Raw genomic sequence first — 24,057 nt, 5'->3', positions numbered from 1 at the left:
ATGCCCATTTGACACCGAACAGCACCCATTTGACACATTCTCAGAAATGGTCCAGCTGCGACGCACGAAGGCCGCCTCCGGAGAGACGGCCTTCAGGTATTCAGTGCTGCGGAACTAGTGCGTGTGGAACTAGTGCGTGCGGAACCGTGCGGTCATCGGGCAGTCGAACGGGTCACGAGCGGCCAGGCCGACCTTGTTGAGGTAAGCGATGACAATGCCGTAGCTTTCGAAGACGCCGGTCTCGGTGTACTTCACGTCGTGCGACTGGCAGTATTCCTTCGCGATTTCCTGCGCCTTGCGCAGGTGCGGTCGGGCCATGTTCGGAAACAGGTGGTGCTCAATCTGGTAATTGAGCCCGCCCATATAGGTGTCGATGAAGGTGCCACCGCGAATATTGCGGCTGGTCAGCACCTGGCGGCGCAGAAAGTCGACCTTGCTTTCGGCCGGAAGCTGCGGCATCCCCTTGTGGTTGGGGGCAAAGGATGCACCCATGTAGACGCCGAACACGGCCATCTGCACGCCGACGAAGGCGAAGGCCATGCCGAGCGGCAGAAAGAAGAAGATGACGGCAAGGTAGAGCGAGATGCGGGTGACGAGCATCGTGATCTCGATCCAGCGCTGGTCAACTTTGTGCTTGCCGAAGACCGTCTTGAAGCCCTGAATGTGCAGGTTGATGCCTTCAAACATCAATAGCGGAAAGAAGAAGTAGCCCTGCTTGCGGGTGACGAGTGCGCCGAGGCGGCTGACCTTCTTGGCGTCTTCCTCGCGGAACACGATGAAGTCGGGCTCGATGTCGGGGTCCTTGCCGATGACGTTCGGGTTGGCGTGGTGCCGGCTGTGCTTGGTCATCCACCAGGCGTAGCTGATGCCGACGAACAGGTTGGCCAGGATGCGACCGGCTCGGTCGTTGGCTTTGCCGGAGGTGAACACGGCACGGTGTGAAGCTTCGTGCGCCAAGAAAGCGAACTGGGTGAAGATGAGGCCGAGGGCTGCGGCGATGATCAGCTGATACCAGGTGTCACCGAGCAGAACGAAACCGGCAATAGCGCCGCCCGTGGCGACGACGAGGATGGAGAACACCATCCAGTAGAAACCGGTGCGCCGGCCGAGCAGGCCCAGATTGCGCACGGTGTGCAGGAGTGCGGAGTATTCGGTTGTGGGGTTCTTGGTGTCTCCACCCGGGCGGGTCCTGATGATACGGACCGAGGGTGCGGCTAGTGCTTCCGACATGAGGCCTTAGTGGATCGGGACTTCTCAGTCGGGACGTGAGCGATTACTCGTCGTGCAGATAGTCGTCAGTCTACGGTCGTCCGACCGCGATTCGTGCTTTATTCACACAGCATTCCCAGTCAGTATATGCCAAAAATGGAATGTATTCGACCGTTCTATCGCCAACTTGGCATCCATACATGCAGTTGCCAAAACAGGAAGGATGTCTGCATTCCGGTCCATACCGGGAAGAAAAACGCCGTGAGCAGCAGGGCGACGCCGAGGCCGACGATGACCGCCCGAAGAGCCCCAGGCTGCGGCTGTGGATCGTATTCCGGTACCTGCGAATGTGCTGAATGCCTGCGTTTGGGCCGCGCCTGGTCGGGAATTTGCTTCAGTACCAGGCCAATGACGAAGGTGAGTCCGAGCAGCAGATACGGTTCGAAGGCGATCGTATAAAACTGGAAAACCGTGCGGTTGAGATACATCAACCACGGTAGGTAGCCGGCGACCATGCCCATCAATATGAAACCGACCCGCCATTCCCGATACCGAGCCAGCCGGTAGACGAGGTAGAACAGCGCTGCCGTCGCCGCCCACCAGATGAGAGGGTTACCGACCGACGTGATGGCCTCAGAGCAGCTCTGCAGCTGGCAGCCGAGTTCACCCGAGCTGGAACCGCGGTAGTACATGCTGGTCGGTCGGGTCATGAACAGCCAGGTCAATGGGTTTGCCTGGTACGGATGCGGTGTGGCGAGCCCCACGTGATACGTGTACGCAGCCGCCTGGTAATGCCAGAAGCTCTGCAGGGTATGCGGAACCCAGGCGAGCGGACCGGTCCAGACGGTTCCTGCCCCGTCGGCCCCGGTCGAATCGGCCCATTGGCGGTAGTACCCACCGCGCGTGACAAACCAGCCGGTCCAGGAAACCAGGAACGTCATGACGGCAATCGGAACCAGCAGCAGAAACGTGACCGGGGCCTGTTTGAGGATGGCGGCGCTGAGCCAGAATGACACGCCATTACGGCGCCGGGCCAGCGCATCCACGACGACGAGGTAGATGCCGAACGCGGCGAGAAAATAGACGCCGGACCATTTCACCGAGCTGGCCAGACCGAAGGCGAGGCCGGCGGCGAGCAGCCAGGGCCGCCACCACAGCGCTGGACCCCAGCCCTGCTCGCGGAGCCCGGCCAGCCGGCTGGCCAGTCGAGTCGCGTGCCACTCGCGGTCCAGCAGGATTGCCCCGAAACCGAGCAAGGCGAAGAACATCACGAAGTTGTCGAGCAGCGCCACACGGCTCATGACGATGGCGTGACCGTCGATCGCGAGCAGAAAACCGGCGATCAGGGCGAGCAAGCGGGACTGAAACAGCTTCTGCGCCACGAGCATGATGAGCACGACCGCGAGCACCCCCACCACGACCGTCGCCAGCCGCCAGCCCCACGGGTTGCCGGGGCCGAGCAGATTCATGCCGAGCCCGATGAGCCATTTTCCGAGCGGCGGATGCACGACAAAGGACGGGTCGGTTGTGAAGATGTCGGTGTAGCCCGCCTCGAACTGAACGTTGGCGTCTGGTGGCCAGGTGGACTCGTAGCCGTTATTGAACAGGCTCCAGGCGTCTTTGACATAAAACGTCTCGTCGAAGACGAGCGCGTGCGGCACGCCGAGGTTCCACAGCCGTAGCACCGCGGCCAGGAGGACCACTGCGAGGGGAGCGCCCCAGCGAACCCATCGACTAGTAGCGAGCACATGACCATCGTACAGAGGGACCGAAGAACGGATGCTCGGCTGGTGCTGCGAGAATTGCAGCATGATCATTCTTGCTGCCACCCCGATCGGAAACCTCGGCGACGCCTCCCGGCGCCTGATCGAGACCCTGAGCACCATCACCATCGTGGCGGCCGAAGACACCCGCGTCACCGTTCACCTGCTCAAGGCCCTCGGCATCGAGAATCGGCCCAGACTCATTGCCCTGCACGATCACAACGAACGCGGCAAGGCCGCCGAACTGGTCGAACTGGCCCGCGACACGGACATTCTCGTACTCAGCGACGCCGGCATGCCCACCGTTTCCGATCCCGGCTTTCATTTAGTGGATGCCGCGGTCGCCGCCGGCGTGCAGGTCACCGCCCTGCCCGGCCCGTCCGCCGTGCTGACCGCCCTCGCCGTGTCCGGGCTGCCGACCGACCGGTTCACGTTCGAGGGGTTCCTGCCGCGCAAACACGGCGAGCGGGTCAAACTGCTGCGCGATCTCAGCGCCGAACGTCGCACAATGGTGTTTTTCGAATCGCCCAATCGCCTGGCGGACTCGCTGCTCGACCTCGCCGCAACGCTCGGCCCTGACCGCCGCGTCGTGGTCTGTCGCGAACTGACCAAATTCTTCGAAGAGGTCAAACGCGGCACAGCTGCAGAGCTCGCCGAGTGGGCGGCTTTGGGGGTGCGCGGCGAGATCTGTATCGTCGTTGCGGGTGCGGAAGTGCGGGTGCTGGACCTGGCCATGGGCGTGGCCGAGGTGCTCGAACTGGTGGCTGGCGGCATCCGCTTGAAAGAAGCTGCGGCCGACGTGTCCGCGGCCAGCGGACTTGGCAAGCGTGAACTGTACGAGCACGCGCTGCAGGCCAAGGCCGGCCCGGGAAAACCTGCCGTAAAAAAACCGGAATACCCGAGTCCTCTTCAGCGTTAAGTTCGGTAAGTGTGAGTCGCACGGTCGCGACCAACCTCGGGAGGTTCTCATGTGGCGCTCGGTGCAGTTCTCCCGCTATGGGGGGCCGGAAGTTCTCGATCTGGTCGAGATGACCGCGCCGGTTCCTGGTGTCGGTGAGGTGGTCGTTGAGGTCATGGCGGCAGGCCTGAACCCTGGCGAATCCAGTATTCGGGAAGGGCGACTCGACACCGAATGGCCTGCGCACTTCCCGGCAGGACAGGGCAGCGACTTCGCCGGCATTATCGCGGGTGCCGGAGCGGGCGTCACCGGGTGGAAAATCGGCGACGCGGTGCTCGGTCACACGGTGCGCGGTTCCCAGGCGAATTTTGTCACAGTCCCGGTAGGGAACATCATTCACAAGCCCGAGCGGTTGCCGTGGGAGATCGCCGGCAGCCTTTACGTTGCTGCAGCGACCGCGTGGCAGGCGGTCTCCGGCGCGAGCCCTGGCCCGGGTCGCACGGTGCTCGTGCACGCCGCACACGGGGGTGTCGGCGTGATCGCGGCACAGTTGGCCAAACGACGCGGAGCCCGAGTTATCGGCACCGCCAGCCCGAACAGTTTTGACTACCTGCGCCAAATCGGCGTGATACCGGTGGAATACGGTCCAGGATTCGACGAGCGGTTGCGGCAGATTGCGCCCGAAGGTGTTGATGCCGAGCTGAATCGCCTGGGCGACAACGGACTGATGAATGTTGACTCGACCGACACCATCGTGCTTGAGAAGATTGCGCGCCTGATCGCCGACCATCAGATCGTGATTCCCGTTGCCGCCATTTACCCATTCGAACGGGTGCGGGACGCCTATCGGGAGCTGGAAGCTGGGCATGCCCACGGCAAGATCGTGCTGTGCATGATGCCAGTCGAGTATGCGCACCAGAAGGTACGTGGCATCGACGTGCGCGAGAGCGAGGTAACGAAGGATGCCCCGAACCGCCCGCCGGTTCCGCCCATCCACGAGGCGCTCCCGCCGGTCTTCGGCCACCGACACCACCTGGCAGCCGCCGGCCCAGCGGCGGAGAGCTCCCACAGCGAGTAACAAAACGTCAGGTCCGCACGCTGCGCATAAGATGAACGCATGTCCGCAGGCTCTTTTTACATCACCACGCCCATTTTCTACGTGAATGATGTGCCGCACATCGGGCACGCCTACACCGAGGTCGCCGCCGATGTGCTCGCGCGCTGGCACCGGCAGTCGGGCGATGACGCCTGGCTGCTCACCGGCACCGACGAACACGGCCAGAAGATTCTGCGCACCGCCACCGCCAACGGCGTCACGCCGAAGGAATGGGCCGACCGGCTGGTCGAGACCGCGTGGAAGCCGCTGCTGGAGACCGTCAATATTGCCAACGACGACTTCATTCGCACCACCGATGAACGCCACGAGGTGAACGCGCAGAAGTTTCTGCAGCACCTGCACGACGAGGGCCACATCTACACCGGCGAGTATGAGGGCTACTACTGCGTCGGCTGCGAGGAATACAAGCAGACCACCGACCTCGTCGACGGCACCGGCGAATACGCTGGCCAACCGGTCTGCGCGATCCACTCCAAGCCGGTCGAATTGCTGCACGAGAAGAACTACTTCTTCAAGATGAGCGCCTTCGCCGACCGTCTGCTCGCGCTCTACGAAGAGAACCCCAACTTCGTGCAGCCGGAAGCGGCCCGCAACGAGGTCATGTCCTTCGTCAAGCGAGGCCTGAGTGACCTGTCGATCTCCCGCTCAAGCTTTGACTGGGGCATCAAGGTGCCGTGGGACGAATCGCACGTCGTCTACGTCTGGTTCGACGCGCTGCTCAACTACATCACCGCGGCCGGCTACGGCCAGAACGACGAGGAATTCGCGAGCCGTTGGCCCGCGACCCACATCGTCGGCAAGGATATTCTGCGTTTTCACGCCGTCATCTGGCCGGCCATGCTCATGGCCGCCGGTATCGAGGTACCCAAGCAGGTCTTCGGCCACGGCTGGCTGCTGGTCGGCGGCGAGAAGATGAGCAAGTCCAAGCTCACCGGTATCGCCCCGAGCCAGATCACCGACACTTTCGGCTCCGATGCCTTTCGTTACTACTTCATGCGTGCCATCAGCTTCGGCCAGGACGGTTCGTTCAGCTGGGAAGACCTCTCGGCCCGCTACCAGTCCGAACTCGCCAACGGCTTCGGCAACCTCGCCTCCCGCGTGATCGCCATGGTCGTGCGCTACTGCGACGGCGTTGTGCCGGCCGCCGGCGAGCTCACAGTCGATGACCTCGCGATTGCTGCCACCGAACAGCGGGTGACGGATGCCGCGGCGCAAGCCATCGAGACCCTCGCCATCCACGACGCCCTCACCAGCGTGTGGGAACTCGTCGACGAACTCAACGGCTACATCACCCTGCAGGAACCGTGGGCCCTGGCCAAGAACCCGGAAACCCGGGCGCGCCTGGAGACCGTGCTGCACACGGCCGTGCGCGGCCTCGGCACCCTCACCGTGCTGCTCTCTCCGGTCATTCCCATTGCCACCGCCAAGCTGTGGACCGCCCTCGGCGGCGACGGCGCCCTCACCGACCAGCGCGTCGACCGGGCATGGGAGTGGACCGGCGGCGCCCAGGTCAGCCCGCTCGAACCGCTGTTCCCGCGCATCGAATCGATCGTGGAGCCAGCCGATGCCTAATGACGCGGTGCCTAATGACGTGCCTGGTCCTGACGGCATCGACGGCTACGGCAGTGCCATTCGCCGCCGCGACAATACCGCGGGCCGCGACCTGAGCTACCCACCGCTGCCGGAGCCACTCACGGTTCCCGTCTACGACAACCACACCCATCTCGAAATCGCCGATGGGGAGCATCCGCTCAGCTATCGGGAACAGCTCGACCGCGCCTCGAGCGTTGGCGTGCGCGGTGTGATCCAGGTCGGCGGAGACGTCGAAACCTCACGTTGGTCGGCTGCTGCTGCCCGGATCGAGCCGCGCATGCTGGCCGCCGTCGCGATCCATCCCAACGAGGCACCCGATCTCGAGGAAGCCGGAACCCTCGACGACGCCCTCGCCGTGATCAACGAACTCGCCGGCCAGCCGCGCGTGGTCGCGGTCGGCGAGACCGGCCTCGACTTCTTTCGTACGGGTCACGACGGTCGCGCCGCCCAGTTTCGCTCCTTCGAAGCGCATATCCGCATCGCCAAGGAGCACAACCTCGCGCTTCAGATTCACGACCGCGACGCTCACGAGGCCGTGATCGAAACTCTGCTTCGGGTTGGCGCCCCCGAACGCACGGTCTTTCACTGCTTCTCCGGCGACGCCGACATGGCCCGGCTGTGCGCCGAGCACGGCTGGTATATGTCCTTCGCCGGCAATGTCACGTTCAAGAACGCCGGCAACCTGCGGGAAGCCCTGTTCGCCGCCCCGCGCAACCTGCTGCTGGTCGAAACGGATGCCCCCTTCCTCACCCCGCTGCCCTACCGCGGCAGGCCCAATGCGCCGTACCTGCTGCCCAACACGCTACGCGGCATGGCCGTCCACCTCGAAACGGATGTCTCCCTGCTCTCTGCGCAAATCACCGCCAACACCGAACTGGTCTACGGACGTTGGGACGCCGAGCCCGTCACCGCTGCCTTCGCCGCCCCGAACGACGAGCAAGATCCCGGTCAGGCCCCACTCGGCGGCCTCGCATGACCGGCCGCCATTCCCCGGAGCCCGTCCCCGCTGACCCCGCCATCGCGGCCAAGCCCACCAAGACGCTGCTCGGCCCCGCCGAGATTCGCGACCTCGCCGAGATGCTCGGAGTCAACCCCACCAAGAAGCTCGGCCAGAACTTCGTCATCGACGGCAATACCGTGCGGCGCATCGTCAAGGTCGCCCGCGTCGCCCCGGGTGACACCGTCGTCGAGGTCGGACCGGGCCTCGGCTCACTCACCCTCGGCATGCTCGAAATCGGCGCGGCCGTTGTCGCCGTGGAGATCGATGACCGCCTCGCCGAGCAGCTTCCGCTGACGGTCGATCTCATGCAGCCCGGTGCTGCGCTCACGGTCATCCGCGCCGACGCCCTCAAGATCACCGAGCTGCCCGGCGACCCGACCCGGCTCGTCGCCAACCTGCCCTACAACGTGTCCGTTCCGGTGCTGCTCTACCTGCTCGAACATTTCGCATCCATTCGGGCCGGTGTTGTCATGGTGCAGGCCGAGGTCGGCGAGCGTCTCGCCGCTCCTCCCGGCAACAAGGTCTACGGCAGCCCAAGCGTCAAAGCCGCCTGGTACGGCGATTTTCGCACCGCCGGCAAGGTCAGCCGCCAGGTGTTCTGGCCGGTTCCCAACGTCGATTCGATCCTGATCGCCTTCGATCGTCGCGCCACCCCGCTGGAATCCGAGGAACTGCGGCTGAAGACCTTCGCACTCGTCGACGCCGCATTTCAACAGCGCCGCAAGATGCTGCGCCAGTCGCTGTCGGTGGTTCTCGGGGACTCGACGGCGGCATCCGCTCTCATGTCGGAGGCCGGAATCGACCCGACCACCCGCGGCGAACAGCTGACCGTGCACGACTTTCTCGCCATCGCCCGGGTCTGGATGCCGGCCTAGCACGAGCGTGCTGTCCGTGCGGGTAGACAGGCTGGGCTAAGTTAAAAGCATGATGACGACCGCCGGCAGCCCCGTTGTGCACGCGCGGGCTCCCGGCAAAATCAACGTCTTTCTCAAGGTCGGCGCCGTCATGGAAGACGGCTACCACGACCTCGCGACCGCCTACCAGGCCGTTTCCCTGTTCGAAGAAGTGCGCGCCACGCCCGCTACCGACTTCTCGGTCGAATTCAGCGGCAGCATCGACACCTCCGGCCTCGCGACCGGCGGCACCAACCTCGCCATCAAGGCCGCTCGGGCCCTGGCCCGCAAGGCGGGCTATCGCGGCGGCGTGCACCTCGAGATCGAAAAGAACGTACCCATTGCCGGCGGAATGGGCGGCGGCTCCGCCGACGCCGCAGCCACCCTTCTGGCCTGCGACGCGCTCTGGGGCACCAACGCCACCAAGGACGAGTTGCTCGGGATCGCCGCCAAGCTCGGCGCCGACGTGCCGTTCTCCTTCACCGGTGGCACCGCGATCGGCACCGGCCGCGGCGACCAGCTCAGCCCGGCTCTGGCCAAGGGCAAATTTCAATGGGTGCTCGCCCTCGCCGACTTCGGTATGTCGACACCCGGTGTTTATCAGGAACTCGATCGGCACCGCGACCGCCATGCCCAGGATATTTTTCCGGCCCAGCACCAGCCCTCCGTCGACGCAAACGTGCTGCAGGCGTTGCGGGCCGGCGACCCGCACATGCTCGCCGACGTGCTGCACAACGACCTGCAGGCCCCCGCTCTGCACCTCGCGCCCGGTCTCGGCAAGGTGCTGCAGCTCGGTGAAGAAAACGGAGCCCTCGCCGGTATCCTCTCCGGCTCCGGCCCGACCGTGGCCTTTTTAGTAGCGGATGCCGACAGCGCGCTCGAATTGCAGGTCGCGCTCTCCGCCTCCCGCCTGCGCGTCGTGCGCGCCACCGGCCCGGTGCACGGCGCCCGCCTGATCAACGACTAGCCCGGAATCGTACGCCCCGGCGTGCCGTAAACTTGGAGGCTATGGCACATCTTCTCGGGGCTGAGTCCCTGCACCTCGAATTTCCCACCCGCGTCATCTTCGACAGCGTCACCGCCGGCCTCAACGAAGGAGACCGCATCGGCGTCGTCGGCAAGAACGGCGACGGCAAGTCCACCCTGATGCGTCTGCTCGCCGGCCGCATGGAACCCGACGAAGGCCGGGTCACCCGTCGCCGCGGCGTCACGATCGGCATGCTCGACCAGTCCGACGACCTCGCCAGCGGCCAGACCGTCGGCCACACCATCGTCGGCGGCATCGAAGAACACGTCTGGGCTGGCGACGCCAAGGTGCGCGACGTCATCGGTGGTCTCGTGCGCGACATCCCCTGGGACGCCCTCGTCGACGACCTCTCCGGTGGCCAGCGCCGCCGCGTTGCCCTCGCCGCCGTGCTCATCGGCGATTACGACTGCATCTTCCTCGATGAGCCCACCAACCACCTCGACGTGGAAGGCATTTCCTGGCTCGCCGGTCACCTCAAGACCCGCTGGGCAGCCCAGTCGGGCGGACTCGTGGTCGTCACCCACGACCGGTGGTTCCTCGACGAGGTCTGCAATATCACCTGGGAGGTGCACGACCGCCTGATCGAGCCGTTCGAGGGTGGCTACGCCGCCTACATTCTGCAGCGCGTCGAGCGCGACCGCATGAGTTCCGTCGTTGAATCCAAGCGCCAGAACCTCATGAAGAAAGAACTGGCCTGGCTGCGCCGCGGCGCCCCGGCCCGCACCGCCAAACCCAAGTTCCGCATCGATGCCGCCAACGTGCTGATCGAGAATGAGCCGCCGCCCCGCGACACCGTCACGATGCAGTCGATGGCGATGCAGCGCCTCGGCAAGGACGTCGTCGACCTCATCGACATCGGCGTGAAATTCGGCGACAAGACCGTGCTGAACGACATCACCTGGCGCATCGCGCCGGGGGAGCGCACCGGCATTATGGGCGTCAACGGCGCAGGCAAGTCCACCCTGCTGAACCTCGTCGCCGGCACCCTGCAGCCGACGACGGGAACGGTCAAGCGCGGCAAGACCATCAAGGTGGCCGTGCTCACCCAGCAGCTGTTCGAACTCGACGAGATTCGCAACGACCGGGTCAGCGACGTCATCGGCCGCCAGAAAACCAGCTACATGGCCGGCGGCAAAGAGATCACGCCCGGCCAGATGCTCGAACGCATGGGCTTCTTGAGCGCACAGCTCACCACCCAGGTCAAGGACCTCTCCGGTGGCCAGAAGCGCCGTCTGCAACTGCTGCTCATCGTGCTGAGTGAGCCGAACGTGCTCATCCTCGACGAGCCCACCAACGACCTCGACACCGACATGCTCGCCGCCATGGAAGACCTGCTCGACTCCTTTCCCGGTACCCTGCTCGTCGTGTCGCACGACCGGTACCTGATCGAGCGCGTCACCGACAACCAGTACGCGGTCATGGACGGCGGCTTTCGCCACCTGCCTGGCGGCGTCGACCAGTACCTCGAGGTACGCCGCAGGGCGGTCGCCGGCCCGGCAGCCGGTTCTCCAACGGATGCCGCTGGCAAGACCAAAAAGATCCCCAGCCTGGGCGGCGCTGAACTGCGCAACGCCCAGAAGGAGCTCGGCTCCATCGACCGCAAAGTGGTCAAGTTGCAGGAGCGTATTGCGCAGAAGCACGAGAAGCTCGCCGCCCACGACCAGTCCGATTTTGCCGGTCTCGGCGAACTCGGCGTGAAGCTGACCGAACTCGAAGAGACCATCGCCACGCTGGAAACCCGCTGGGTCGAACTTACTGAGCTGATCGAGGGCTAGTTTCGCAGAAGCTGTGACGCAGTGTGTCGGTGCAGGCCACGCGTCGCAGCTTCGGCACGTATCGTTAAGGGGTGCCTGCGCAGCCGCGGTACACAGCTCCTCGTGGGCGCAGCCTTCTGGTTTGACCGGTCGTTGTTGTGTGCCCGCGAGCTGTCAGTGCGTCTCGTCGAACCGTGACGAAATGCACTGTGCTGCGCCCTGCCATACGAAACCGAACCCACAGCGCCTGAAGGAATTACCGTGAAGAAAATCGTGAACAAGAAGAGCCTGCTCGCTGGTCTCGCCCTCGTACCGCTCGTCGCCCTGCTGGCCGGCTGTGCCGGAGCCTCCGAAGGACCGGCCACCGGTACCGACGGTGATGCCATCAAGATCGGCGTCGTCGGAGCGAGCGACCCGTACTGGGAGATCTACACCGAGGCTGCAGCGGCCGAGGGCATTGAGATCGAGATCGTCGACTTCGCGCAGTACCCGCAGGTGAACCCGGCCCTCGCCGCCGGAGAGGTCGACCTCAACCAGTTCCAGCACATCGTCTACCTCGCCGAATACAACGAGGCGAGCGGCGACAATCTGGCTCCGATCGGCGCCACGGCCATCTACCCGCTGGGCCTGTACTCCACGGAGTACAGCAACGTCGATGACATCGTGAAGGGCGACACCATCGCCGTGCCCGACGACGACAGCAATCAGGCACGCGCGCTCGTCATTCTGCAGTCCAACGGTCTCATCGTTCTGAAAGACGGCGGATCCATCTTCTCGAGCCTGTCCGACATCGACGAGGAGGCCTCCAAGGTCAAGGTCACGGCCCTCGACGCCTCGCTCACCGTCGCGTCGCTGCCCGACGTCGCCGCCGCGGTCATCAACAACGACTTCGCCGAGAAGGGCGGACTCAAGTTCGAGGACGCCATCGCCACCGATGACGCGACCGACCCGCAGGCGCTGCCCTACGTCAATATCTTCGTCTCGCGGGACGAAGACAAGGACAACGCGACCTTCCAGCAGCTCGTCGAGATCTACCAGAACACCCAGGACGTGCAGGACGGCGTGCTGGCCGTCTCGGGCGACACCGCCGAAATGGTGACCACCCCCGCCTCCGACCTGGCCAAGTCGCTCGCGACGGTACAGGCCGATATCAAGGCCGCCAAGTAAGCATCCGCTTCATCAGCGCAGTCCGGGGGAGCAGGCGCCCTGGACTGCGCTGTTGTGTCGGGTATCACGGAGCATGAAATGAGCGAGGCAAACGGATGGCTGTAGTCAGTCTGCGCAATGTGGGCAAGATCTACCCGCCCACGTCCAAAGACGGCGCGAGCGTCACGGCGATCGCCGATGTCAGCCTCGACGTTGAAGCCGGCGATATTTACGGCATTATCGGCTATTCCGGTGCCGGCAAGAGCACCCTGGTGCGTCTGATCAATGCTCTCGAGCGTTCGACTTCCGGTGAGATCTGGGTCAACGGGCAGAACATCGCCGCGCTGCGAGAGCGCGAGCTGCGCCAGGTGCGCCTCGGCATCGGCATGATCTTTCAGCAGTTCAACCTGCTCGGCTCCCGCACGGTGGCCCGCAACGTGGCCTACCCGCTCGAAGTCGCCGGATATCCCAAGGAGAAGCGCGCCGCACGCGTGGCCGAGCTGCTCGACTTCGTCGGCCTCAGCGACAAGGCCGGGTCCTTTCCCGACCAGCTCTCCGGTGGCCAGAAGCAGCGGGTCGGTATTGCCCGTGCCCTCGCCACCCAGCCGAGCATCCTGCTCGCCGACGAGGCAACGAGCGCCCTCGACCCGGAAACCACCCACGAAGTCCTCGCTCTGCTGAAGCGAGTGAATGCGGAATTCGGGGTCACCATCATCGTGATCACCCACGAAATGGATGTCATCCAGACCATCGCGACCAAGGTCGCCGTGATGGACCAGGGCCGGGTCATTGAACGCGGACCCGTCTTTGATGTGTTCTCGAACCCGCAAGCCGCGGCATCCGCTCGGTTCGTCTCGACCGTGGTCAAGGGGGTGCCATCTCCGGCCGAACTCGCCGTGCTGCGCGAACGTCACGCCGGCCGCATCGTCACGCTGGCCTTTCGCGACAGCGCGGTCGACCAGGGCGCCGTCTTCGGTGAACTGGCCAGGGCCGGCATCGCCTTCGAGGTCGTCTACGGCGGCATCAACGAGATTCAGGGACGCCCGTTCGGGCACCTCACCCTCGCCCTCACCGGCGCTGACCCGGTCGTCGACCAGGTACTCGCCCATATTCGAACGCTTACGACCGTCACGGAGGTACGCTGATGGATGCCCTGATCAATCTGCTGCCCGAACTCTGGACGGCCACCTACGAGACGCTCTACATCGTCGCGCTCACCCTCTTCTTCGGTGGCCTCGGTGGGCTGCTGGTGGGACTCGCGCTCTACCTCACGCGGGCCGGCAGCATCCTCGAGAACAAACCGTTATTCTTCGTGCTCAACCTGCTGGTGAACTTCATTCGCCCGATTCCGTTCATCATCTTTCTCGCGGCGGCGCAACCGCTCGCCCGGGCCGTCACCGGCAGCGGCATCGGCAATAACGCCATCATCTTCACGATCGCTCTCGCAGCCTCCTTCGCCATGGCGCGCATCGTCGAGCAGAACCTGCTCACCGTGACGCCCGGTGTGATCGACGCGGCGCGCAGCGTCGGTGCCGGGCCGATTCGCATCATCTTCACGGTGTTGCTGCCCGAAGCGCTCGGACCGCTGATTCTCGGCTATACCTTCATTTTCGTGGCGCTCGTGGACATGTCGGCGGTCGCCGGCTACGTCGGCGGCGGCGGCCTGGGCAACTTCGCCCTGCAGTACGGCTACCGCCAGTTCAACCCGATCGTGACCTGGGCGGCCGTGCTGCTGATCATCGTGCTGGTGCAGTTCGTGCAGTTCTTCGGCAACTACCTCGCCCGCAAGGCGCTCCGCCGCTAGTTCTCGTGGGGCTCAGTCGAAGTCGAGGCTCAACTTGCGCAGCAGGCCGGCCAGGCGCTCCTGGTCGCTCACCGAGAGGGTCGCGAGCAGAGCAGCCTCGGCTTCGACCAGCCGGGTGATCGCGGCATCCACTCGGCTGAGGCCGGCGGGCGTCATGCCCACCAGGATTCCGCGACCGTCGTTCGGTGCGGAGCGGCGCTTCACCAGCCCGCGGTCGACGAGCCCGTCGATGCGGTTCGTCATGGTGCCGCTTGAGACCAGGGTCTGCTGCAGCAGGGCCTTCGGGCTGAGCTCAAAGGGACTGCCGGCCCGGCGCAGGGCCGACAGCACGTCGAATTCCCAGGACGCGAGCTCCGAACGGGAGAATGCGGTGCGGCGGGCACGGTCGAGATGCTTGGACAGCCGGGCGACGCGGCTGAGCACCTGCAGCGGCGCGAAGTCGAGATCGGGCCGTTCACGCAGCCACGAATCAACGATTCGATCGACTTCATCATGGCCAGGCATTGCTCCATTATCCCGCTTACCGGGGAGTTTCTTCGCCTAGACGCCTCACAGGCCTGGTCATCGGCGTCGAGGGCCGCTGGAATCTGGCAGACTTGACAGGTTGCTGGCTCCGGTCAGCATGGTCCGCCATAGTGTAACGGCAGCACGGCAACCTTTGGAGTTGTTCGGTCCAGGTTCGAATCCTGGTGGCGGAGCCCTCACTTTCTTCACCAAATGCGTTAGGAATCCTGTGACAGACGCCCGCCTCGCCATCATCGTTTTGGCCGCCGGCCAGGGCACCCGCATGAAGTCCAGCCTGCCGAAGCTGCTGCATCCGCTCGCCGGGGTGCCCATCGTCAGCCACGTTCTCGCGACCGCGCGCGCACTGGACGCCGCCCACGTCATCACCGTCGTGCGGCACGAGCGCGACCTGCTCGCCGCTGTCGTCGCGCAGGACCTGCCGGAGAGCACCATCATCGACCAGGACGAGATTCCCGGCACCGGTCGTGCCGTCGAGCAGGCCGTCGCCGCGCTTCCTGCCGGCTGGGACGGTGACGTGCTCGTCATTAACGGTGACGTGCCGCTGCTGAATGCTTCCACGCTCGCCTCCTTCATCGCCTCGCACCGTACCGGTGCCGCCGCCGGCACCGTACTCTCCGCCTACCCCGACGATGCGACCGGCTACGGCCGCATCATCCGCTCGGTCGAGGGTGTTTTCGACCGCATCGTCGAGCAAAAAGATGCGACGGATGCCGAATTGGCCGTCACCGAGATCAACGCCGGTGTCTACCTGTTTGGCCTGGCCGAGCTGCGCAAACAGCTCGCGCAGCTCACCACCGCGAACGCGCAGGGTGAGAAATACCTCACCGATGTGATCGAACTGCTGCGCCGGGCCGGCTCCGAGGTGAGCGCCGTTCCCGTCGCCGATGCCTGGATCGTCGCCGGCATCAACGACCGCGCCCAGCTCGGCGACACCGCGCAGAAGCTCAACGCCCTGATCGTGCGCGGCTGGCAGCTGGCCGGCGTGACCGTGCAAGACCCGGCCACGACCTGGATCGACCTGAAGGCCGTGCTCGCAGCCGACGTCACTCTGCTGCCGGGCACCCAAATTGAGGGAGCCACCGTCGTGGCCACCGGCGCCATCGTGGGCCCGGACACGACCTTGCGCGACTGCGAAATCGGCGAAGGCGCGCGCGTCAACCGTACAGACGCGACCCTCGCGGTGATCGAGGCCGGGGCATCCGTCGGCCCGTTCTCATATCTGCGCCCGAACACAGTGCTCGGCGCCGATGGCAAGATCGGTGCCTTCGTCGAGACCAAAAACGCCCAGATCGGCGCGGGCAGCAAGGTGCCGCACCTGAGCTACGTTGGCGATGCCACGGTCGGGGTCGAATCCAATATCGGCGCCGGAACAATATTCGCCAACTATGACGGAGTGGCCAAACACCACTCGGCGATCGGGTCGCACGTGCGTACTGGGTCGCACAACGTGTTCGTCGCCCCGATTACAATTGGAGACGGGGCGTATACGGGGGCTGGCACGGTCGTTCGCAAAAACGTTCCGGCCGGCGCTTTGGCCATTAACGTGGCCCCGCAACGCAATATGGACGGCTGGGTCGAGACCAACCGGGCCGGCACAGCTGCGGCGACAGCAGCCGCAGCGAGCAGCACCACAGAGACTGGAGAATAAGTGTCGGAAATCAAGACCAGCGGCGACAAACGACTAGTACTGGTTTCGGGGCGAGCACACCCGCAGCTCGCTCTCGATATCGCCACGGAGCTTGGTTCTGAGCTGCTCCACACCGACGCACGTACTTTCGCCAACGGCGAACTGTACGCCCGGTTCGACGAGAGCGTGCGCGGCTCGGATGCCTTCGTCATCCAGTCGCACACCGCGCCGATCAACGAATGGCTGATGGAACAGCTCATCATGGTCGACGCGCTCAAGCGTGCCTCAGCCAAGCGCATCACGGTGGTCGCGCCGTTCTACCCCTATGCCCGCCAGGACAAAAAGGGCCGCGGTCGCGAGCCGATCTCGGCCCGCCTCGTCGCCGACCTGTTCAAGGTTGCCGGCGCCGACCGCATCATGTCGATCGACCTGCACGCGGCCCAGATTCAGGGCTTCTTCGACGGCCCCGTCGACCACCTGTTCGCGATGCCGGTGCTGCTTGAGCACTTCCGCGAGAAGCTCGACCCGGCCACGCTCACCGTAGTCTCGCCCGACATGGGTCGCGTGCGCGTCGCTGACATCTGGAGCGACCGCCTCGGTGTGCCGCTGGCCATCATCCACAAGCGTCGCGACCCGCTCGTCCCGAACCGCGTCTCCGTGCACGAGATCGTCGGCCAGGTCAGCGGCCGCGTCTGCCTGCTCGTTGACGACATGATCGACACCGGACGCACCATCGCCCTGGCGGCGGAGGCCCTCCGTGAGGCCGGCGCCATCGGCGTTGTCGTCGCCGCGACCCACGCCGTGTTCAGCGACCCGGCCGTCGACATGCTGCAGAACCCGGCCATCAGCGCCGTCGTCGTGACCGACACGCTGCCGATCCCGCCGGAGAAGCGCTTCCCCACCCTGACCGTGCTGCCGATCGCTCCGCTGCTCGCGCGCGCGATCCATGAGGTCTTCGACGAGGGTTCGGTCACCTCGATGTTCGACGGTGCCGCGTAGGTTTCACGCGCCTGACGGGCTGATCTCGGGAGGCGGTGGCTGCGGCCATTGCCTCCCGTTCTGTTGACGGCGTTAAGTGCGCCAACAACGGATGCTGCCCGCCCCGTTTCGCGGCTTTTCTCGCGTTGTCGCCCGCCCACCGCATGCATTGGCCTATGCGTGGGGTCGAAGCTGGCTTCTCGTTGCGGCCACCACATCGAGCCGTGAGTTTCAACCGTCGAGCCGTGAGTTTGAGGGTATTTTTGGCGATTTTCGGGCCGAAACTCACGGTTCGGTGGTGCCCGCGGGACGAAACTCACGGCTCGGCGAAGAGCGGAGGCCGCCAGCTGGGTCTCGAGGCGCGCTAGGTGCGGGTGGCGGGGGCCAGCTGGCGCGGCGCGGCGGGGATGATGCCGAGCGGCGTGACGAAGGTGTCGCGCTCGTTCTGGTCGATCGCGTAGCACTGCCAGCCGAATCCGCCGGGTCCGGTCAGGTCGAAGCGGGCGTCGAAGTCGACGGCGAAGGGATAGTACTGGGCCACCGCGGCCACGCAGGCGTTGGCAGCGGTGTCGGAGGCGACCCGCATAGTCGTGAGCACGCCCGGCACCACCAGGGCAATGAGCCCGAGCACGACAGCGACCCGCAAAATTGCGGTGAAGTGCTTGCCGCGCAGCGGACGGTAGTTGTCGTTCGGCTCGTAGCCGGAGAGCTCGGGGTGGTTGTCAGTCATGGGGAGTCCAAGTATTCCAGACGTGGGTGTGAAGCGACCCGGGTAGACAAAACGGCCGGCAGCATCCGTTATATAAGTGGATGCTGCCGGCCGGCAGAACTGCGGGCCTAGTGAGTCGACGCTTCCGTGGCGATCTCGCTGCGGTCGCCCGACCACAGCGTGTGGAAGGTGCCGGGCATGTCGACGCGGTGGTAGGTGTGCGCGCCGAAGAAGTCGCGCTGTCCCTGCACGAGCGCGGCCGGAAGGCGTTCGCTCGCGAGCGAGTCGAAGTAGCTCAGGCTCGAACCAAAACCGGGAACCGGGATGCCCGACAGTGCGGCGGTCGAGACGACGCGGCGCCACGCGGCTTCACCGGAGGCAATGGCCTCGGCGAAGTACGGGTCGACGAGCAGGCTCGGGATCGACGGGTCGTTGTTGTAGGCATCCACGATGCGGTTGAGGAACTGGGCCCGAATGATGCAACCGCCGCGCCAGATGGTGGCGATGGCGCCCTTGTCGATGTTCCAGCCGTACTTCTTGGCTCCGGCGATGATCGCATCGAAACCCTGCGCGTAGGCAACAATCTTCGAGGCGTAGAGCGCCTGGCGCACGTCTTCCTGGAAGGTGTGACCGACCACGGCGATCTCGGGGCGAGCCGTGAGGGTGGCGCGCACGGGGCCGCGCTGTTCCGGGTGGCTGGACACGGCGCGAGCGAAGACGGCTTCGGCGATTCCGCCGACGGGAACGCCGAGGTCGAGCGAGTTCTGCACGGTCCAGACGCCGGTTCCCTTCGAGCCGGCCTCGTCGAGAACGACGTCGATGAACGGGGCTCCGGTCTTGGCGTCGACCTGACGCAGAATCTCGGCGGTGATTTCGATGAGGTAGCTGTTGAGCTCCCCGTCGTTCCAGTCGGTGAAGACGTCGGCGATGGCTTCGGGGGAGTGCCCGCCGACCTTGCGGAGCAGGTCGTAGGCCTCGGCGATGAGCTGCATGTCGGCATATTCGATGCCGTTGTGGATCATCTTGACGAAGTGACCGGCACCGTCGGTGCCGATGTGGGTGACGCAGGGCACACCGTCGACGACGGCGGCAATGGATTCGAGGATCGGGCCGAGGGTTTTGTACGCCTCGACGGAACCGCCGGGCATGATGCTCGGGCCGTTGAGAGCGCCCTCTTCGCCACCGGAGATGCCGGCGCCGACGAAGTTGATGCCCTTGGCGCTCTGCTCCTTCTCGCGACGGATGGTGTCGGTGAATTCGGCGTTGCCGCCGTCGACGATGATGTCGCCGGGTTCGAACAGCTCGGAGAGCTGAGTAATGACGGCGTCGGTTCCCTTACCGGCCTGCACCATGATGATTGCGGTGCGCGGCTTGGTGAGCGAGGCGACGAAGTCGGCGATGTTCTCGGAGGCGACGAAGTTCGCTTCCGGGTGTTCGGTCGTGAGTAGGCGGGTTCGCTCAGGGGAGCGGTTGTACACGGCGACCGTGTTTCCCTCGCGGCCGGCGAGGTTACGGGCGAGGTTCGAGCCCATCACCGCCAGTCCGACGACACCAATATTTGCCTGCGCTGCACGGGACTCTGACACGTTTTCTCCTTTGGGACTGTATTGAACAGGCCATCTTCAACTTTAGTGCACGGGCCTGAGCGCCATGTCTGGCCTGGAAGCTGAATTTGATCGGGAACAGTGTGGTGTTAGCGTTGGTGATTGAAATCAGATTTATTGCGATGAAACCGCGAATTAATCCGATGTAATGAAGCAACGGCCGAGCATGCGGAGCACAATGTCAAAGACGAACAGCGCAGATACCAGCCAGACCACCCCCGGGCTGCCCATCGTCGTCATGGGTGTGCAGGGGTGCGGCAAATCCACCGTCGGCCGCGGTATCGCCGATGCCCTCGGCATCCGCTTTGCAGACGGCGACGACCTGCACAGTGCTGCAGCCCGCGCGAAAATGGCGTCGGGGCATCCGCTGACCGACGAGGACCGCTTGCCGTGGCTGACCCACATCGCCCAGACCATGGCGGCGGCCCTCGAGGGCGGTGAAGCGCTCACCGTGGCGTGTTCGGCGCTCAAGCGCAGCTACCGCGACCTGATGCGTGACCTCGTACCGTCCCTGGTCTTCGTCGAGCTCTACGGCGATCAGGCACTGATCGCCGAACGGCTGACGCATCGCAATCACGAATATATGCCGGCCACGTTGCTCGATTCGCAGTTCGCCGCCCTCGAACCGCTCGCGGCTGACGAGGCCGGAATGCGGATCGAACTCACCAGAACTCCCGACAATATCGTCGAACTCGTACAGAACATGATTACAAAAATGAACCAGGAAGAACTCGCTCACTGATGACCGAACTTGACATGAACTGGGTATTGTCCACCCCCGCGCTGCTCGGCGTTGCTGCCGGCTCCATTGCGCTGCTCCTCGTACTGATTATGAAGTTCAAGGTGCACGCCTTCCTCTCCCTGATTATCGTGAGCCTCCTGACAGCCGTCGCCACCGGAATTCCGACCGATCGGCTGGTGTCGACCCTGCTCAATGGATTCGGCGGAACACTCGCCGGCGTCGCCCTGCTCGTCGGTCTCGGTGCGATGCTCGGCCGCATGCTCGAAACCAGCGGCGGCGCGCAGGTGCTGACGGATGCCCTGATCAAGAGATTCGGCGAGAAACGCGCGCCGTTGGCCCTCGGTGTAGCATCCCTGATGCTGGGCTTCCCGATCTTCTTCGATGCCGGCCTGGTCGTCATGCTACCGATCATCTTCGCGGTCGCCCGTCGCTTGGGCGGGTCGTTCCTCGCCTACGGCTTCCCCTCGGCCGTAGCATTCTCGGTCATGCACATTTTCGTTCCGCCGCACCCGGGGCCCGTCGCGGCGACCGGCCTGCTCGGCGCCGATGTCGGCCTGGTGCTGATCTTCGGCCTGGTCGTGGCGCTGCCCACCTGGTTCGTCGTTGGGCGCTTGTTCGGCGGGTACGTTGGCCGCAAGTACAACATTCCCGTGCCGTCTATTCTCAGCAGCAAGACCGACAACTTCAAGGAATTCGAGTCGGCCCCCAAGGTCGGCACCGTTCTGTCCCTGTTGTTGCTGCCGATCGGCCTGATCTTTCTCAATACCGGATTGAACATGGCAGCGACAGCCGGCCTGGTGTCGCTCGATGACGCCTGGGTGCAGGTACTGCGCGCCTTCGGCGAGACCCCAGTCGCCCTGCTCATCACCGTTCTCCTCGGCATGATCTTGCTCGGCTGGAAGAAGCGCAAGTCGTCGGGTCTGATCGAGGCCGTCGTGGACAGCGCGCTCGGCCCGGTTGCCGCCGTCATTTTGATCACGGGTGCTGGTGGAATGTTCGGTGGGGTGTTGCAGGCCAGTGGTATCGGCACTGCCATCGCCGAATCGCTCGACAGCATTGGGCTGCCGGTGATCGTCGCCGGTTTCGTTATCGCCGCCGTGGTGCGGATCGCGCAGGGATCGGCCACCGTTGCGCTGACCACCTCCGCCGCCCTGCTGCAGCCGGTCGTCATGAGCAATTCGACCTATAACCCGGTCGAGCTGGCCGCGATCGTGCTGGCACTGGCTGCCGGGTCGGTTTTCGCCGGCCACGTGAACGACTCGGGATTCTGGCTGATCAGCCGGTTCTTCGAGATGGACACCAAGACTACTCTGAAGACCTGGACCGTCGGTCAGGCCCTGGTTGGTGTGGTCGGCTTCACCATTGCCCTGGCGATTTACCTCGTCGCCAGCCTGTTCTGACCCAACTATTCCGCGGCTGAGAAGAACAGCCGCGGGGTATCGGCCCAGGAGTCTTCCACCTCAGCGATGGTGCGCCGCATAATGAGCTCCATCGACTCCCGGGCCTGCACGGGGTGCCCGCCCTGCACGGCATCGGCCACGTCCACGTGCCACTGCAGCGCGGTCTCGTGCGGCTTCTCGGGCATCAGGCCGAGGCCGGTGCGCCCCGACAGCACGGCGGCGATCACCTCGTCGAGCTTGGCAAACATTTCATTGCCGGAGCCGTGCAGGACCAGCCGGTGAAAATGGATGTCCAGGGTCAGAAATCGCTCCAGGTCGCCGGCGCGCCCCACCGTGCGCATCTGCGCCGCCACGGTCATTAGCTCGCCCGACATCGCCTGCGGGCAGTGTGCGGCAGCCAGCTCGGCCGCCATCGGCTCAACGGATGCTCGCAGCTCGGTCAGTGAGCGCAACTGTGCGCCACGCTCCGGCCCGGCCAATCGCCACCGAATAAGCGTCGGATCGAAGGCATTCCACCCCGATTGCGGACGCACGCGGATGCCGACCCGTTTGATCGATTCGACCAATCCCATCGCGGCGAGCACGCGCACGGCCTCGCGCACAACCGATCGGCTGACGCCCTGGTCGAGGGCGATGTGATCGGCGAGCATGACCGTCCCGGCCGGCATCCGGCCGTCCACGATGGGGGTGCCAACCGCATCGACGACGCGGTTGTGCAGGCTGGAGGGCATGCTCCGACCCTAACGGCTGGGGCGGCACGGCTACAGCGGGCGACACGCCCGGACTGCGGGAGCGGCCCAAACTGTGTAAGCTTGTGATTCGAACTTCGGCGAGGGATATCGTCACCCGGGCAACCGGGCTGACGGCATCCGTGATCGACGCGGCGGACGAGACCTTGGGCTTTTCCTCACGCTGACATGCGTTCGAGTTGAATCAGTACCCCCATCTTCGGGCTTCGGCCCGAAGACCACGATCTGGGTCTTATGCCCGCTAGGAGTAACACCATGGCTAAAAAAGAAGTAAATGCCGTCGTCGCTGAACTGCGCGAAAACTTTGGCAAGGGTGCGGCCCGCAAGCTGCGCGTGCTCGGCCTGATCCCGGCCGTCATCTACGGCCACGGCACCGAGCCGGTGCACGTGTCGCTGCCTTCGCACCGCATCGGTCTGCTGCTGCGTCGCAAGAACATGATTCTTGAGCTCGATCTCGCCGGCGAGAAGCAGCTTGTGCTGGTCAAGGACGTGCAGAAGGACCCGGTCAAGGCCATCATTGAGCACATTGACCTCATCGTCGTACGCAAGGGTGAAAAGGTCCAGGTTGAGGTCCCCGTCCACACCACCGGCGAATCGTTCCCCGGCACCATGGCCGACTTCGACACCAAGTCGCTCCTGCTCGAGGTTGAAGCCACCGACATCCCCGAGAACCTCCAGTTGTCGATCGAGGGCCTCGAAGACGGCGCGCAGCTGCACGCCAAGGACGTCACGCTGCCCGCCAGCGCCGTGCTCGTGTCCGACCCCGAGACCCTGGTCATCTACGTCCACACGCCGCGTGGCGAGGACGAGTCCGAGGAGACCGAGGTCATCACTGCTGGCACCCCGGCCGCCACGCCGCCCGCCGCGTAACAATTATCTTCACTCGGTTCTCGCGGGGTTTTCCAACACTTAGGCGGAGGATTCCCCTGGATACGAACCTGTGGCTCGTAGTCGGGCTCGGTAACCCCGGGCCCGACTACGCCGGTAACCGCCACAACGTCGGGCAGATGGTCACAGGGCAACTAGCCAATCGTCTGCCCGCGAATTTCAAGCGTCACAAAACCGCAGCCCTGGTCGCCGAGGGGCGACTGGCTCCCGGCGCACCCAAGCTGGTGCTGGCCAAGCCCACCACGTTTATGAACGTCTCCGGCAGCCCGGTCGCCGCGCTGCTGCGCTTCTACTCGCTGCCCATTTCCCGCCTCATCGTCGTGCACGATGACCTGGACCTGCCCTTCGACACCCTCAAGATCAAGGTTGGCGGCGGTCACGGCGGCCACAACGGCCTGCGCGACATTATTGCGGCCACCGGAAGCAACGAGTTCGTTCGCATTCGCATGGGCATCGGCCGGCCGCCGGGCCGCCAGAACGCGGCCGACTTCGTATTGCACGACTTCGCCGCCGCCGAGCGCAGCATTCTGCCCGTCTTAATAGCGGATGCCGCCGACGCGATCGAATTGATCGCCACCGACGGCGTCGTGGCGGCCCAACAGAAGTTCCACTCGCCCGCGTAGGTAGACTC

At 64.7% G+C, this 24,057-nt stretch carries 22 protein-coding genes and 1 tRNA gene; 17 read left to right on the top strand and 6 right to left on the bottom strand.

The genetic code is table 11. The features are described from left to right. Positions 1 to 129: 129 nt before the first annotated feature. Positions 130 to 1,230 carry an acyl-CoA desaturase gene (locus E3T43_RS13600; protein WP_134441641.1) on the bottom strand — a complete coding sequence of 367 codons (1,101 nt, stop codon included), beginning with the start codon at positions 1,228 to 1,230 and terminating at the stop codon, positions 130 to 132. Between the two features lie 155 nt (positions 1,231 to 1,385). Then, entirely contained in the window at positions 1,386 to 3,020 is a 1,635-nt protein-coding gene (locus tag E3T43_RS13595; protein WP_241978984.1) for a dolichyl-phosphate-mannose--protein mannosyltransferase, read from the bottom strand. On the opposite strand from E3T43_RS13595, the gene rsmI reads away from it, so the two are divergent. The 10 genes from rsmI (at position 3,019) to E3T43_RS13545 (ending at position 14,204) form a co-directional block, all read left to right on the top strand. Then, positions 3,019 to 3,891, top strand: coding sequence for a 16S rRNA (cytidine(1402)-2'-O)-methyltransferase (gene rsmI / locus E3T43_RS13590; RefSeq protein WP_134472816.1), 873 nt, complete (start codon positions 3,019 to 3,021; stop codon positions 3,889 to 3,891). The genes E3T43_RS13595 and rsmI overlap by 2 nt on opposite strands. Before the next feature lie 49 nt (positions 3,892 to 3,940). Further along, positions 3,941 to 4,948, top strand: coding sequence for an NADP-dependent oxidoreductase (locus E3T43_RS13585; RefSeq protein ID WP_134472815.1), 1,008 nt, complete (start codon positions 3,941 to 3,943; stop codon positions 4,946 to 4,948). A gap of 39 nt (positions 4,949 to 4,987) precedes the next feature. Then, positions 4,988 to 6,559 (top strand): methionine--tRNA ligase, encoded by a 1,572-nt coding sequence (gene metG / locus E3T43_RS13580; protein ID WP_134472814.1) that lies wholly within the window; start codon positions 4,988 to 4,990, stop codon positions 6,557 to 6,559. Further along, positions 6,552 to 7,556, top strand: coding sequence for a TatD family hydrolase (locus E3T43_RS13575; protein ID WP_134472813.1), 1,005 nt, complete (start codon positions 6,552 to 6,554; stop codon positions 7,554 to 7,556). The genes metG and E3T43_RS13575 overlap by 8 nt, the downstream gene beginning before the upstream one ends. A 101-nt stretch (positions 7,557 to 7,657) precedes the next feature. After that, positions 7,658 to 8,455, top strand: a complete 798-nt coding sequence (gene rsmA, locus E3T43_RS13570) for a 16S rRNA (adenine(1518)-N(6)/adenine(1519)-N(6))-dimethyltransferase RsmA (RefSeq protein ID WP_241978988.1) — start codon at positions 7,658 to 7,660, stop codon at positions 8,453 to 8,455. A 52-nt stretch (positions 8,456 to 8,507) separates the two neighbouring features. Further along, positions 8,508 to 9,440, top strand: coding sequence for a 4-(cytidine 5'-diphospho)-2-C-methyl-D-erythritol kinase (locus E3T43_RS13565; RefSeq protein ID WP_134467528.1), 933 nt, complete (start codon positions 8,508 to 8,510; stop codon positions 9,438 to 9,440). Positions 9,441 to 9,481: 41 nt separating this feature from the next. After that, positions 9,482 to 11,275 (top strand): ABC-F family ATP-binding cassette domain-containing protein, encoded by a 1,794-nt coding sequence (locus E3T43_RS13560; protein WP_092451601.1) that lies wholly within the window; start codon positions 9,482 to 9,484, stop codon positions 11,273 to 11,275. A 249-nt stretch (positions 11,276 to 11,524) separates the two neighbouring features. Further along, positions 11,525 to 12,421, top strand: coding sequence for a MetQ/NlpA family ABC transporter substrate-binding protein (locus tag E3T43_RS13555; protein ID WP_241978987.1), 897 nt, complete (start codon positions 11,525 to 11,527; stop codon positions 12,419 to 12,421). 95 nt (positions 12,422 to 12,516) lie between these two features. Next, the gene (locus E3T43_RS13550; RefSeq protein WP_134441630.1) at positions 12,517 to 13,545 is read left to right on the top strand and encodes a methionine ABC transporter ATP-binding protein; all 1,029 of its coding nucleotides are present in this window, start codon (positions 12,517 to 12,519) and stop codon (positions 13,543 to 13,545) included. After that, complete coding sequence (locus E3T43_RS13545) at positions 13,545 to 14,204, top strand: methionine ABC transporter permease (RefSeq protein ID WP_134441628.1); 660 nt, start codon at positions 13,545 to 13,547, stop codon at positions 14,202 to 14,204. Before E3T43_RS13550 ends, E3T43_RS13545 begins: the two co-directional genes overlap by 1 nt. Before the next feature lie 12 nt (positions 14,205 to 14,216). On the opposite strand, the gene E3T43_RS13540 is transcribed toward E3T43_RS13545, so the two are convergent. After that, positions 14,217 to 14,708 carry a MarR family winged helix-turn-helix transcriptional regulator gene (locus tag E3T43_RS13540; protein WP_134472811.1) on the bottom strand — a complete coding sequence of 164 codons (492 nt, stop codon included), beginning with the start codon at positions 14,706 to 14,708 and terminating at the stop codon, positions 14,217 to 14,219. Positions 14,709 to 14,830: 122 nt separating this feature from the next. On the opposite strand from E3T43_RS13540, the gene E3T43_RS13535 reads away from it, so the two are divergent. From E3T43_RS13535 to E3T43_RS13525, 3 genes are all read left to right on the top strand, one after another. Continuing rightward, a tRNA-Gln gene (locus E3T43_RS13535) sits at positions 14,831 to 14,902 on the top strand. A gap of 35 nt (positions 14,903 to 14,937) precedes the next feature. Continuing rightward, on the top strand, positions 14,938 to 16,377 hold the full coding sequence (gene glmU / locus E3T43_RS13530; RefSeq protein WP_134441626.1) for a bifunctional UDP-N-acetylglucosamine diphosphorylase/glucosamine-1-phosphate N-acetyltransferase GlmU: 1,440 nt from the start codon (positions 14,938 to 14,940) through the stop codon (positions 16,375 to 16,377). Beyond that, a complete protein-coding gene (locus E3T43_RS13525) occupies positions 16,378 to 17,355 on the top strand; it encodes a ribose-phosphate diphosphokinase (protein ID WP_092340644.1) in 978 nt (325 codons plus the stop codon). It abuts the gene before it with no gap. Positions 17,356 to 17,698: 343 nt separating this feature from the next. Here the strand turns inward: E3T43_RS13525 and E3T43_RS13520 are convergent, their stop codons facing one another. Both E3T43_RS13520 and gndA read right to left on the bottom strand, forming a co-directional pair. Next, complete coding sequence (locus E3T43_RS13520) at positions 17,699 to 18,064, bottom strand: hypothetical protein (protein WP_092451631.1); 366 nt, start codon at positions 18,062 to 18,064, stop codon at positions 17,699 to 17,701. A 107-nt stretch (positions 18,065 to 18,171) separates the two neighbouring features. Continuing rightward, positions 18,172 to 19,629 (bottom strand): NADP-dependent phosphogluconate dehydrogenase, encoded by a 1,458-nt coding sequence (gndA, locus tag E3T43_RS13515; RefSeq protein ID WP_092451633.1) that lies wholly within the window; start codon positions 19,627 to 19,629, stop codon positions 18,172 to 18,174. 196 nt (positions 19,630 to 19,825) lie between these two features. On the opposite strand from gndA, the gene E3T43_RS13510 reads away from it, so the two are divergent. Continuing rightward, complete coding sequence (locus E3T43_RS13510) at positions 19,826 to 20,389, top strand: gluconokinase (protein WP_241978983.1); 564 nt, start codon at positions 19,826 to 19,828, stop codon at positions 20,387 to 20,389. Next, positions 20,389 to 21,789 (top strand): GntP family permease, encoded by a 1,401-nt coding sequence (locus tag E3T43_RS13505; protein ID WP_174844350.1) that lies wholly within the window; start codon positions 20,389 to 20,391, stop codon positions 21,787 to 21,789. Before E3T43_RS13510 ends, E3T43_RS13505 begins: the two co-directional genes overlap by 1 nt. Positions 21,790 to 21,794: 5 nt before the next feature. Here the strand turns inward: E3T43_RS13505 and E3T43_RS13500 are convergent, their stop codons facing one another. Continuing rightward, positions 21,795 to 22,520 (bottom strand): FadR/GntR family transcriptional regulator, encoded by a 726-nt coding sequence (locus E3T43_RS13500; protein WP_134472809.1) that lies wholly within the window; start codon positions 22,518 to 22,520, stop codon positions 21,795 to 21,797. Between the two features lie 273 nt (positions 22,521 to 22,793). Between E3T43_RS13500 and E3T43_RS13495 the strand changes: the two genes are divergently transcribed. Continuing rightward, complete coding sequence (locus E3T43_RS13495) at positions 22,794 to 23,408, top strand: 50S ribosomal protein L25/general stress protein Ctc (protein WP_134472808.1); 615 nt, start codon at positions 22,794 to 22,796, stop codon at positions 23,406 to 23,408. A gap of 56 nt (positions 23,409 to 23,464) precedes the next feature. Continuing rightward, positions 23,465 to 24,049: an aminoacyl-tRNA hydrolase gene (gene pth, locus E3T43_RS13490; RefSeq protein WP_134472807.1), complete on the top strand. Its 585-nt coding sequence runs from the start codon at positions 23,465 to 23,467 to the stop codon at positions 24,047 to 24,049. The last annotated feature ends 8 nt before the right edge of the window (positions 24,050 to 24,057 follow it).

Source organism: Cryobacterium sp. Hh7 (assembly GCF_004403155.1).
GTDB classification, from domain to species: Bacteria; Actinomycetota; Actinomycetes; order Actinomycetales; family Microbacteriaceae; genus Cryobacterium; species Cryobacterium levicorallinum.
This window is presented reverse-complemented; position numbering and strand designations above follow the sequence as displayed.

Bases quoted from the DNA above. Each gene is read 5' to 3' on its own strand.
- E3T43_RS13600 (WP_134441641.1), bottom strand. From the start codon at position 1,230: ATGTCGGAAGCACTAGCCGCACCCTCGGTCCGTATCATCAGGACCCGC.
- rsmI (WP_134472816.1), top strand. From the start codon at position 3,019: ATGATCATTCTTGCTGCCACCCCGATCGGAAACCTCGGCGACGCCTCC.
- E3T43_RS13595 (WP_241978984.1), bottom strand. From the start codon at position 3,020: ATGCTGCAATTCTCGCAGCACCAGCCGAGCATCCGTTCTTCGGTCCCT.
- E3T43_RS13585 (WP_134472815.1), top strand. From the start codon at position 3,941: ATGTGGCGCTCGGTGCAGTTCTCCCGCTATGGGGGGCCGGAAGTTCTC.
- metG (WP_134472814.1), top strand. From the start codon at position 4,988: ATGTCCGCAGGCTCTTTTTACATCACCACGCCCATTTTCTACGTGAAT.
- E3T43_RS13575 (WP_134472813.1), top strand. From the start codon at position 6,552: ATGCCTAATGACGCGGTGCCTAATGACGTGCCTGGTCCTGACGGCATC.
- rsmA (WP_241978988.1), top strand. From the start codon at position 7,658: ATGCTCGGAGTCAACCCCACCAAGAAGCTCGGCCAGAACTTCGTCATC.
- E3T43_RS13565 (WP_134467528.1), top strand. From the start codon at position 8,508: ATGACGACCGCCGGCAGCCCCGTTGTGCACGCGCGGGCTCCCGGCAAA.
- E3T43_RS13560 (WP_092451601.1), top strand. From the start codon at position 9,482: ATGGCACATCTTCTCGGGGCTGAGTCCCTGCACCTCGAATTTCCCACC.
- E3T43_RS13550 (WP_134441630.1), top strand. From the start codon at position 12,517: ATGGCTGTAGTCAGTCTGCGCAATGTGGGCAAGATCTACCCGCCCACG.
- E3T43_RS13545 (WP_134441628.1), top strand. From the start codon at position 13,545: ATGGATGCCCTGATCAATCTGCTGCCCGAACTCTGGACGGCCACCTAC.
- E3T43_RS13540 (WP_134472811.1), bottom strand. From the start codon at position 14,708: ATGCCTGGCCATGATGAAGTCGATCGAATCGTTGATTCGTGGCTGCGT.
- E3T43_RS13520 (WP_092451631.1), bottom strand. From the start codon at position 18,064: ATGACTGACAACCACCCCGAGCTCTCCGGCTACGAGCCGAACGACAAC.
- E3T43_RS13510 (WP_241978983.1), top strand. From the start codon at position 19,826: ATGTCAAAGACGAACAGCGCAGATACCAGCCAGACCACCCCCGGGCTG.
- E3T43_RS13505 (WP_174844350.1), top strand. From the start codon at position 20,389: ATGACCGAACTTGACATGAACTGGGTATTGTCCACCCCCGCGCTGCTC.
- E3T43_RS13500 (WP_134472809.1), bottom strand. From the start codon at position 22,520: ATGCCCTCCAGCCTGCACAACCGCGTCGTCGATGCGGTTGGCACCCCC.
- E3T43_RS13495 (WP_134472808.1), top strand. From the start codon at position 22,794: ATGGCTAAAAAAGAAGTAAATGCCGTCGTCGCTGAACTGCGCGAAAAC.